The organism is Streptomyces jeddahensis (assembly GCF_001642995.1).
Lineage (GTDB): Bacteria > Actinomycetota > Actinomycetes > Streptomycetales > Streptomycetaceae > Streptomyces > Streptomyces jeddahensis.
Window position 1 is genome coordinate 95,191 of sequence record NZ_LOHS01000057.1, and the last position, 9,670, is coordinate 104,860.

The window sequence follows — 9,670 nt, forward strand, 5'->3', positions numbered from 1 at the left end:
CCCCCGTCTACCCTTGGCCGGTGAACATCTTCCGTCACCGGCCCCGCATCTTCATCGGGCCGCCCGCTCTCGCACTGCTGATCGCCACCGCGGGCTGCTCCTCAAGCGACGACGGCGCCCGTGCCGCGGTTCCCAGCCCGGGCGCGAAGGTCACCGAGCTGTGCCAGGACCTGGACAAGGTACTGCCGTCGAAGGTGGACGGAGTAAGCCGCAAGGATCCCGAGCCCGCGTCCGCGCTGACCGCGGGCTGGGGAAGCCCGGCGATCATACTGCGCTGCGGTGTCGCGCAGCCCCCGAAGATGATCGATCCGAAGGTGGCCGAGGGCGGCGACCCGGACGCGGTCGGCGGCGGGGTGAACGGCGTCGACTGGCTGATGGAGAAGCAGGACGACGGGGCGTACCGCTTCACCACCGCGAATCGCAGCGCGTACGTGGAGGTCACCGTGCCGAAGGAGCGTGACAGCTCGGCGGTCCTCGTCGGCCTGGCTCCGGCCATCAAGAAGGCGATCCCCGAAGGGATCGCCGACTAGGCGCTCCGCTGGCTGTGCCGATGTGCGGCTCCGCCGCGGGGCCGCGATGTGCCGTCGGTTCGCTGCGGCGCCGTCGTGGCTGGTCGCGCAGTTCCCCGCGCCCCGCGGGGCGGGTCAGCGCAGCCCGGTGGGCCGCCGCAGCGCCGCCTCCACCAGCCGGTCCACCAGCTCCGGGTAGCTGATGCCGCTGGCCTGCCACATCTGCGGGTACATCGAGATGGGCGTGAAGCCGGGCATGGTGTTGATCTCGTTGATGACGAACTCCCCGTCCTCGGTGAGGAAGAAGTCCGCACGGACGAGCCCCTCGCAGGAGGCAGCCTCGAACGCCTCGACCGCGAGCCGCTGCACCGTGGCGGTCTGCTCGGGCGTCAGCGGGGCGGGCACGATGCCGGGCGTGGAGTCGATGTACTTCGCCTCGAAGTCGTAGTACGCGTGGGCGTCGGGCGACGGGATCTCGGCGGGGACGGAGGCCCGCGGGCCGTCCTCGAACTCCAGCACCCCGCACTCGATCTCACGGCCCCGCACCGCGGCCTCCACGAGGATCTTCGGGTCGTGGCGCTGGGCCTCCGCGATCGCCTCGTCGAGGCCGGAGAGGTCGTCGACCTTGGTGATGCCGAACGACGAACCCGCGCGCGCGGGCTTCACGAACAGCGGCCAGCCGTGCTCGCCGGCGAAGTCGACGATCTTCTTGCGGGCCGCGGACTCGTCGCGCTGCCACTCGCGCGGCCGGATCACCACGTACGGACCGACCTTGAGCCCGAACGAGGCGAACACCCGCTTCATGTACTCCTTGTCCTGGCCGACGGCCGAGGCGAGCACGCCCGAACCCACGTACGGGGCGCCGGAGAGCTCGAGGAGGCCCTGGAGGGTTCCGTCCTCGCCGTACGGGCCGTGCAGCACCGGGAAGACCACGTCGACCTCGCCAAGCGCCTTGGGCACCGAACCGGGCTCGGTGTAGACGACTTCGCGGTTGCCGGGGTCGACGGGGAGCACCACGCCGCCCTCGTGCGACTCGGCGAGCTCCTCGACGCTGGGCGTACGGCGGTCGGTGATCGCCATGCGCTCCGGTTCGTCGGCGGTGAGCGCCCAGCGGCCGTCCCGCGTGATGCCGATGGGCAGGACGTCGTACTTCGCACGGTCGATGGCGCGCAGTACGGCACCCGCGGTGACGACCGAGATGCCGTGCTCGGAACTGCGGCCGCCGAACACGACGGCCACGCGCGGCTTGCGGGACTCCCCTCCGGGCGTGGAGGGAACCGGGCTCTGGGTGGAGTACTCGCTGCTCATATCGCGATGAGCGTACCTGTTAGTAGTCAGGGAGTCAGCGTCCGCCGACCGCTGTCGCTCAGCGTCGCCACCGCCTGGCGCAGCGCGAGGTACGGCCGCCCGGCAGGGCTTCATGCCGCGCGCGGCAAGGGAGTCGCCGGTGCCGCGCGCGGCAAGCGGGTGGCCGGTGCCGCGCGCAGCACCGCGTGTCAGCGCCTCTCGGGCTTGGCGCTGCGCGACATCAGCTCCTTGAGGGCCACCATGGGCGGCTTTCCCTCGTGGACGATGCCGACCACGGTCTCCGTGATAGGCATGTCGACATCGTGCCGGCGGGCCAGATCCAGCACCGACTCGCAGGACTTGACGCCCTCCGCGGTCTGCCGGGTGACCGCGATGGTCTCCTCCAGGGTCATACCCTTGCCGAGGTTGGTGCCGAAGGTGTGGTTGCGGGACAGCGGCGACGAGCAGGTGGCCACCAGGTCGCCGAGGCCCGCGAGTCCGGAGAAGGTCATGGGGTCGGCGCCCATCGCGAGGCCGAGCCGGGTCGTCTCGGCGAGTCCGCGGGTGATGAGCGAGCCCTTGGCGTTGTCGCCGAGGCCCATGCCGTCGGCGATGCCGACGGCGAGTCCGATCACGTTCTTGACGGCACCGCCGAGTTCGCAGCCGATGACGTCGGTGTTGGTGTACGGCCGGAAGTACGGCGTGTGGCAGGCGGCCTGGAGGCGCTGGGCAACCGATTCGTCGCTGCAGGCGACCACCGCTGCGGCGGGCCGGCGGGCGGCTATCTCACGGGCGAGGTTGGGCCCGGTGACGACGGCGATCCGTTCGGCGCCCACCTTGGTGACGTCCTCGATGACCTCGCTCATCCGCATCGCGGAGCCCAGTTCCACGCCCTTCATCAGGGAGACGAGGACGGTGTCGGGGGCCAGGAGGGGCGCCCATGCGGCGAGGTTGCCGCGGAGGGTCTGCGAGGGCACGGCGAGGACCGTGAAGTCGGCGCCGGCCGCGGCCTCGGCCGGGTCGGTGGTGGCCCGCAGGTTCCCGGGGAGTTCGACGCCCGGCAGATAGTCGGGGTTGGTACGCGTGGAGTTGACCGCGTCCGCGAGTTCCGGGCGCCGCCCCCACAGGGTGACGTCGCATCCGGCGTCGGCGAGCACCATGCCGAAGGCCGTGCCCCAGGAGCCGGTCCCGAAGACGGCTGCCTTGAGGGGGTTCGTCACTTGCCGTCCTCCGCATCGCCGTTGCCGCTCGTGCTCGCGGCCCTGCTGTCGCCCTCGACGGCGGGTTCGCCGGTGGCCTGGCCGGGGACGTCGCCCCGTGCGACGGCCGCGGACCTGCGCCGCTGCTCGATCCGTACGCTGCGCGGGTCGTAGGGCGTCGCGGGGGCCTTCTCGCCGCGCAGCTCCTCGAGCTGGGCGGTGATCGCGGCCATGATGGCATCGGTGGCCTCCTTGAGGACCTCCGGAGTCATCTCCTTGTCGTAGAAGCGCGAGAGGTCCACCGGCGGACCGGCGAGCACCTGGTGGGTCTTGCGGGGCCAGAGGTTCGGCTTCTTGGCGTACGGCGGAAGAACCAGGTTGGCGCCCCACTGGGCGACGGGGATGACCGGGCACTTCGTCTTCAGGGCGACGCGGGCGGCGCCGGTCTTGCCGGTCATCGGCCACAGGTCGGGATCCCGGGTGAGGGTGCCCTCGGGGTAGAAGGCGACGCACTCGCCCCGCTCGACGGCGTCGATGGCCGCCCGGAAGGCGCTCAGCGCGTCCGTGCTCTCGCGGTAGACGGGGATCTGTCCGGTGCCGCGCATCATGGCGCCCACGAAACCCTTTTTGAAAAGGCCGTGCTTGGCCAGGAATCGCGGAACACGACCCGTGTTGTACTGGAAATGGGCATACGCGAACGGGTCCACATGGGAATTGTGGTTCACCGCCGTGATAAATCCGCCCGCGGCCGGAATATTCTCCATTCCGCGCCAGTCCCGCTTGATCAGAACCACCAGCGGTGGTTTGCAGATGACCGCTGCCAGGCGGTACCAGAAGCCGATTCTGCGGCGGGACACTCGGACACCTTCCTCTCCGGACCTGGACGGCCGCACAAGTGTCGCTCCAGGCCGCCGGTCTGTCGAGAACACCGTACGCCCAGCATCGCCCGCGGCTGCCGGGGCATGGCTTACGTCATATCCGTGCCGCCGCCGTCGCATGCCGTTCCGGTCCTCTGTCCCTTCCCGGCTGCCGATCCGCCGTACCCCTCCTGCCGGACCGGTGCGCCACCCTCGCCATCGGTGCGGCCGCCGCTGCCCCGCAGGCCACAATGGGCCCGGAACGAAGGGACGGAACGCTGGTGCAGTGGACTCTGGTGATACCGCTGAAACCTCTGGTGCTGGCCAAGAGCAGACTCTCGGGCGCGGCCGGCGAGGGCCTGCGGCCGTCCCTCGCCCTCGCCTTCGCCCAGGACACCGTGGCCGCTGCGGCCGCCTGTCCCGCGGTGCTGGATGTGGTGGTCGTCACGGACGACGGCCTCGCCGGGCGCGAGCTCGCCGCGCTCGGGGCCCGTATCGTGCCGGACGCTCCCGGTGCGGGGCTCAACGCCGCCCTGGCGCACGGGGCTGCGGCGGCGCGCGCGAACCGCGCGTGCGCCCCCGTCGCCGCTCTCAACGCGGACCTCCCCGCGCTGCGCAGCACGGAATTGGCGCGGGTCCTGGCGGCGGCCGCACGGTTTCCCCGCGCGTTTCTCCCGGACGCGGCCGGTATCGGCACCACATTGCTGTCGGCACTCTCCGGAACGGAATTGCGCCCCGCATTCGGCGCCGAGTCCCGTGCCCGGCACGCGGCATCCGGGGCGGTGGAACTCGGTCTCGCCGACGTCGACTCGGTGCGCCGGGACGTGGACACCGGCGACGATCTGCGGGCCGCGCTGGCGCTCGGCGTCGGCCCGCGCACGGCCGCGGCCGCCGCCCGCCTGCTGATCGCGGACTGAGCCGGCCCGCGGCCCCCCGCCCCAAGTCGCCTACGCTTCCCTCATGCAGGCGACCTCGTACACATACGACCCCGAAACGCGCAGCGGCAGCGTGCTGCTGGACGACGGCACCCCGATGCCCTTCGACGCGCCGGCGTTCGACGCGGGCGACCTCCGGCTGCTGCGGCCGGGACAGCGCGTGAGGATCGAGGTGGAGGGAGAGGGCGAGGCCCGCCGCATCACACTGATCACACTGGCCACACTCTGACCACGACATACCACGGGCCGGGCTCCCTCGGGGAGCTCGGCCCGGTGCGTGGTGCGTGAATAAGCAGTGCCCGTCAGCGAGCAGCGGCCTTCTTGGCGGTCGTCTTGCGCGCCGTGGACTTCTTGGCCGGCGCCTTCTTGGCAGGCGCGGTCTTCTTGGCCGCCGTCTTCTTGGCGGTGGTCTTCTTGGCAGTGGTCTTCTTCGCCGCGGCCTTGGCGGGCGCGGCCTTCTTCGCGGTGGTCTTCTTGGCCGCGGCCTTGGCCGGCGCGGCCTTCTTCGCAGGCGTGACCTTCTTCGCCGTGACCTTGCGGGCCGGCGCCTTCTTGGCGGCGGCCTTCTTCGCCGCGGCCTTCTTCGCGGCCGCTCCGACCTGGAGGCTGCCCTTGGGGGCCTTCTTGACGGCCACCTCGCCGCCTCGCGGCAGCTTCTTGGTGCCGCTCACCAGGTCCTTGAACCCCTGCCCCGCACGGAAGCGCGGAACGGAGGTCTTCTTGACCCGCACACGCTCACCGGTCTGCGGGTTTCGGGCGTACCGGGCCGGCCGGTCGACCTTCTCGAACGAGCCGAAGCCGGTGACAGAAATCCGCTCACCGCCGACGACAGCACGGACGATGGCGTCGAGTACCGCATCGACGGCGTCGGCGGCCTGCTGACGCCCGCCGAGCTTGTCGGCAATCGCTTCTACGAGCTGCGCCTTGTTCACGTCTTCCCCTTCGGAGACATCGCCGGAACGAAAGTGTTCAAGCTTTTTCGCACGTTAGGCAGATATATACCGCAAATCAAACACGAAACGGGCTAATCACCCTTGTGCCGCAACGAACTCGGCGTCGTGGAGTTGGGGCTTGATGCTCAGACGTCTTCGGGGAATCGACCCGCGTCGAGGTCCGCCGTCAATCGCTCCAGACGCCTTGCCGCATCGGCGAGATCGTGCTTGGCCGCGGCCGTGATGACCAGCAGCTTCCGGGTCAGCGCCATACGTACGCCCTCCGGGACTTGCAGTGCGCGCACCCTTGCGTGCGCTTCCTTCAGCTGGGCCGCGACCGCCTCGTAGAGCTCGAGTTGGCTGTCACGATCCATGCACCGATTGTGCCATCTGGGGCGAGTTGTCGCCTCCGCAGGGGGCAACTACCCTGCCGGGCCGCTTTTCCGGCACCTCCTCACAAGCACCGCCTTTCCCACGGAAGCGGGCTCTACTCCCCTTTTCCCCAGGGGAGTTGGCCGCGGCCGTACGGTCCACCGGGGGCGCCAGCGGACTCCGGAGGGCCCCGTAAACGCGCATACAGATGTACCCCCGACCGTGAACGGCCGGGGGTACATCGGGGTCCTGCGCGGGGGCCGGAAGCGGTCCCGGCGGGGATGAACCGGCCGGTACGGGCCCCGGCCCCGGGTGGGCCTCAGACCTGGAGGGTCCGCGGCTTGTATGAGGGACGCTTCGCCTCGTACGCGGCGATGTCGTCCTCGTTCTGCAGCGTGATGCTGATGTCGTCGAGGCCGTTCAGCAGCCGCCAGCGGGAGTTCTCGTCCAGCTCGAAGGCGGCGGTGATGCCCTCGGCGCGCACCTCGCGGGCCTCGAGGTCGACGGTGATCTCCGCCGTCGGGTCCTGCTCGGTCAGCTCCCACAGGGCGTCCACGATCTTCTGCTCCAGAACCACCGTGAGCAGGCCGTTCTTGAGCGAGTTGCCGCGGAAGATGTCGGCGAAGCGCGAGGAGATGACCGTCTTGAAGCCGTAGTTCTGCAGCGCCCAGACGGCATGCTCGCGCGAGGATCCCGTACCGAAGTCAGGACCGGCGACCAGCACCGTGGCACCCTGCCGCTCGGGGCGGTTCAGCACGAACTCGGGGTCCTTGCGCCAGGCCTCGAAGAGCCCGTCCTCGAACCCGTCGCGGGTGACCTTCTTCAGCCAGTGGGCGGGGATGATCTGGTCGGTGTCGACGTTGCTGCGGCGCAGCGGGACGGCCCGGCCGGTGTGCGTGGTGAATGCTTCCATGACTCTCAGACTCCGGCGGTGGCGGGGGCGTCGGACAGGTCGGCGGGCGAGGCCAGGTGGCCGGTGACCGCGGTGGCGGCGGCGACCTGGGGCGAGACCAAATGCGTACGGCCGCCCTTGCCCTGCCGGCCCTCGAAATTGCGGTTGGAGGTGGACGCGGAGCGCTCGCCGGGCGCGAGTTGGTCGGGGTTCATGCCGAGGCACATGGAGCAGCCCGCGTGCCGCCATTCGGCGCCGGCCTCCTTGAAGACCACGTCCAGGCCCTCCGCGACGGCCTGCAGACCGACCCGCGCGGAGCCGGGCACGACCAGCATCCGTACGCCGTCGGCGACTTTGCGCCCGCGCAGGATGTCGGCGGCCGAGCGCAGGTCCTCGATACGGCCGTTGGTGCAGGAGCCTACGAAGACGGTGTCCACCTTGATGTCGCGCAGCGGCTGTCCGGCGGTCAACCCCATGTACTCCAGGGCCTTTTCGGCTGCCAGGCGCTCCGAAGCGTCCTCGTACGAAGCCGGGTCGGGGACGTTCGCCGACAGCGGCGCACCCTGGCCCGGGTTGGTACCCCACGTGACGAACGGCGACAGAGAGTTCGCGTCGATGAAGACCTCGGCGTCGAAGACCGCGTCGTCGTCCGTCTTCAGCGTCTTCCAGTACGCGACGGCGGCGTCCCAGTCCTCGCCCTCGGGGGCGTGGACGCGGCCCTTGAGGTACTCGAAGGTGGTCTCGTCGGGGGCGATCATGCCCGCGCGCGCACCGGCCTCGATGGACATGTTGCAGATGGTCATCCGCGCCTCCATCGAGAGCTTCTCGATGGCGGAGCCGCGGTACTCCAGGATGTAGCCCTGGCCGCCGCCCGTACCGATCTTGGCGATGATCGCCAGGATCAGGTCCTTGGCGGTGACGCCCTCGGGCAGCTCGCCCTCGACCGTGATCGCCATGGTCTTCGGGCGGGCCAGCGGCAGCGTCTGGGTGGCCAGCACGTGCTCCACCTGCGAGGTGCCGATACCGAACGCCAGCGCACCGAAGGCGCCGTGCGTCGAGGTGTGCGAGTCGCCGCAGACGACGGTCATGCCGGGCTGGGTCAGGCCCAGCTGCGGGCCGACCACGTGGACGACGCCCTGCTCGACGTCGCCGAGCGGGTGCAGCCGCACGCCGAACTCGGCGCAGTTCTTGCGCAGCGTCTCCAGCTGGGCGCGGGACACGGGGTCCGCGATGGGCTTGTCGATGTCGAGGGTCGGGGTGTTGTGATCCTCGGTGGCGATGGTCAGGTCGAGCCTGCGCACCTGGCGACCGCTCTTACGGAGGCCGTCGAAGGCCTGGGGGCTGGTCACCTCGTGCAGCAGGTGCAGATCGATGAAGAGGAGGTCGGGCTCGCCCTCGGCGCGCCGGACGACGTGGTCGTCCCAGACCTTCTCCGCGAGTGTCCTACCCATCGCTTTCCCTCCGGCCGGCGTTTCTGCCGACCCAACTAGAGATGTGAGCGCCTCCGCCCGTGCCCCTCATGGGGTCCCACCGCTCGAGCGAAGTCGAGCGGGGGGAGGACTTCGGCCTGGGGCCCGTCGGTCGCCGGGCCGCTGCCACTCCAGAGTCGCAAGTTCCCCGGAAAATTGAACTTGCGTTTCACAGAGTGAGACGCGAATATCGTTGCATGGACAACTCTAGCGGCGTCGGCGTTCTCGACAAGGCTGCTCTTGTTTTGAGCGCCCTGGAGTCCGGTCCGGCCACCCTCGCCGGGCTGGTCGCGGCGACAGGGCTCGCACGACCCACGGCACACCGCCTTGCCGTGGCACTGGAACACCACCGGATGGTGGCGAGGGACATGCAGGGCCGGTTCATCCTCGGCCCGCGCCTGGCCGAGCTGGCCGCGGCGGCGGGCGAGGACCGTCTGCTGGCCACGGCGGGACCGGTACTGACACATCTGCGTGATGTGACGGGCGAGAGCGCGCAGCTCTACCGTCGCCAGGGAGACATGCGCATCTGCGTCGCCGCAGCGGAGCGCCTCTCCGGCCTCAGGGACACGGTCCCGGTCGGCTCGACCCTCACGATGAAGGCCGGCTCGTCGGCCCAGATCCTGATGGCCTGGGAGGAGCCGGAGCGCCTGCACCGCGGCCTCCAGGGCGCCCGTTTCACGGCCACGGCCCTCTCGGGCGTACGCCGCAGGGGCTGGGCCCAGTCGATCGGCGAGCGCGAGCCGGGCGTCGCCTCGGTTTCGGCACCTGTCCGCGGGCCGTCCAACCGCGTGGTCGCCGCCGTCTCGGTATCCGGACCGATCGAGCGCCTGACCCGCCACCCGGGCCGTATGCACGCCCAGGCGGTCATCGACGCCGCCGCCCGCCTCTCCGAGGCCCTGCGCCGCTCCGGCTGACGCTGCTCCACCACCAATAACAACCGTCCCAACGCACAGATCGGCGGGCCGCCTCAGCGCCGCGGCAGCCCGCGATCCCTACGCCGCCCCGTCCCCCGCCGCCATCAAGTGGCCCGGTCGATACGGGATGCAGGACAAACATGGGATACGCGATGCAGGGCAATGACGGGATGCCGACCGTCGTGAACGCCGATGGGCCCTCCGCCGAAGCGGAGGGCCCATCGCCTTGCGTACCCCCGACCGGATTCGAACCGGCGCTACCGCCTTGAGAGGGCGGCGTGCTAGGCCGCTACACAACGGGGGC

At 70.4% G+C, this 9,670-nt stretch carries 11 protein-coding genes and 1 tRNA gene; 4 read left to right on the forward strand and 8 right to left on the reverse strand.

All coding sequences use genetic code 11. From position 1 onward, the window contains the following. Positions 1 to 20 precede the first annotated feature (20 nt). Positions 21 to 530, forward strand: a complete 510-nt coding sequence (locus tag STSP_RS09345) for a DUF3515 domain-containing protein (protein WP_067274590.1) — start codon at positions 21 to 23, stop codon at positions 528 to 530. 114 nt (positions 531 to 644) lie between these two features. Here STSP_RS09345 and STSP_RS09350 read toward each other — a convergent pair whose 3' ends face one another. From STSP_RS09350 to STSP_RS09360, 3 genes are all read right to left on the reverse strand, one after another. After that, positions 645 to 1,817, reverse strand: a complete 1,173-nt coding sequence (locus STSP_RS09350) for a D-alanine--D-alanine ligase family protein (protein ID WP_067274592.1) — start codon at positions 1,815 to 1,817, stop codon at positions 645 to 647. Between the two features lie 188 nt (positions 1,818 to 2,005). Continuing rightward, positions 2,006 to 3,016, reverse strand: coding sequence for an NAD(P)H-dependent glycerol-3-phosphate dehydrogenase (locus STSP_RS09355; RefSeq protein ID WP_067274595.1), 1,011 nt, complete (start codon positions 3,014 to 3,016; stop codon positions 2,006 to 2,008). Beyond that, complete coding sequence (locus STSP_RS09360; protein ID WP_067274598.1) at positions 3,013 to 3,852, reverse strand: lysophospholipid acyltransferase family protein; 840 nt, start codon at positions 3,850 to 3,852, stop codon at positions 3,013 to 3,015. The genes STSP_RS09355 and STSP_RS09360 overlap by 4 nt, the downstream gene beginning before the upstream one ends. 281 nt (positions 3,853 to 4,133) lie before the next feature. Here STSP_RS09360 and cofC point away from each other — a divergent pair, with 281 nt between their 5' ends. Then, positions 4,134 to 4,769, forward strand: a complete 636-nt coding sequence (gene cofC, locus STSP_RS09365) for a 2-phospho-L-lactate guanylyltransferase (RefSeq protein ID WP_067274601.1) — start codon at positions 4,134 to 4,136, stop codon at positions 4,767 to 4,769. 43 nt (positions 4,770 to 4,812) lie between these two features. Then, a complete protein-coding gene (locus tag STSP_RS09370) occupies positions 4,813 to 5,016 on the forward strand; it encodes a hypothetical protein (protein ID WP_067274602.1) in 204 nt (67 codons plus the stop codon). 73 nt (positions 5,017 to 5,089) lie between these two features. On the opposite strand, the gene STSP_RS09375 is transcribed toward STSP_RS09370, so the two are convergent. The 4 genes from STSP_RS09375 to leuC all read right to left on the reverse strand — a co-directional run bounded on the left by STSP_RS09375 (position 5,090) and on the right by leuC (position 8,434). Further along, positions 5,090 to 5,719, reverse strand: a complete 630-nt coding sequence (locus STSP_RS09375; RefSeq protein WP_067274604.1) for an HU family DNA-binding protein — start codon at positions 5,717 to 5,719, stop codon at positions 5,090 to 5,092. 146 nt (positions 5,720 to 5,865) lie between these two features. Further along, the gene (locus STSP_RS09380; RefSeq protein WP_067274608.1) at positions 5,866 to 6,093 is read right to left on the reverse strand and encodes an SCO5555 family protein; all 228 of its coding nucleotides are present in this window, start codon (positions 6,091 to 6,093) and stop codon (positions 5,866 to 5,868) included. A 317-nt stretch (positions 6,094 to 6,410) separates the two neighbouring features. Next, complete coding sequence (gene leuD, locus STSP_RS09385; protein WP_067274611.1) at positions 6,411 to 7,004, reverse strand: 3-isopropylmalate dehydratase small subunit; 594 nt, start codon at positions 7,002 to 7,004, stop codon at positions 6,411 to 6,413. Between the two features lie 5 nt (positions 7,005 to 7,009). Next, positions 7,010 to 8,434, reverse strand: coding sequence for a 3-isopropylmalate dehydratase large subunit (gene leuC, locus STSP_RS09390; protein ID WP_067274614.1), 1,425 nt, complete (start codon positions 8,432 to 8,434; stop codon positions 7,010 to 7,012). A gap of 215 nt (positions 8,435 to 8,649) precedes the next feature. Between leuC and ndgR the strand changes: the two genes are divergently transcribed. Next, positions 8,650 to 9,366, forward strand: coding sequence for an IclR family transcriptional regulator NdgR (gene ndgR, locus STSP_RS09395; protein ID WP_026278050.1), 717 nt, complete (start codon positions 8,650 to 8,652; stop codon positions 9,364 to 9,366). 231 nt (positions 9,367 to 9,597) lie between these two features. Here ndgR and STSP_RS09400 read toward each other — a convergent pair. Next, positions 9,598 to 9,670: transfer RNA gene (locus STSP_RS09400), tRNA-Glu, on the reverse strand.

Excerpts from the sequence above, each read along its gene's own strand:
- STSP_RS09350 (WP_067274592.1), bottom strand. The coding sequence starts at position 1,817 with ATGAGCAGCGAGTACTCCACCCAGAGCCCGGTTCCCTCCACGCCCGGA.
- STSP_RS09370 (WP_067274602.1), top strand. The coding sequence starts at position 4,813 with ATGCAGGCGACCTCGTACACATACGACCCCGAAACGCGCAGCGGCAGC.
- STSP_RS09380 (WP_067274608.1), bottom strand. The coding sequence starts at position 6,093 with ATGGATCGTGACAGCCAACTCGAGCTCTACGAGGCGGTCGCGGCCCAG.
- leuD (WP_067274611.1), bottom strand. The coding sequence starts at position 7,004 with ATGGAAGCATTCACCACGCACACCGGCCGGGCCGTCCCGCTGCGCCGC.
- leuC (WP_067274614.1), bottom strand. The coding sequence starts at position 8,434 with ATGGGTAGGACACTCGCGGAGAAGGTCTGGGACGACCACGTCGTCCGG.
- ndgR (WP_026278050.1), top strand. The coding sequence starts at position 8,650 with ATGGACAACTCTAGCGGCGTCGGCGTTCTCGACAAGGCTGCTCTTGTT.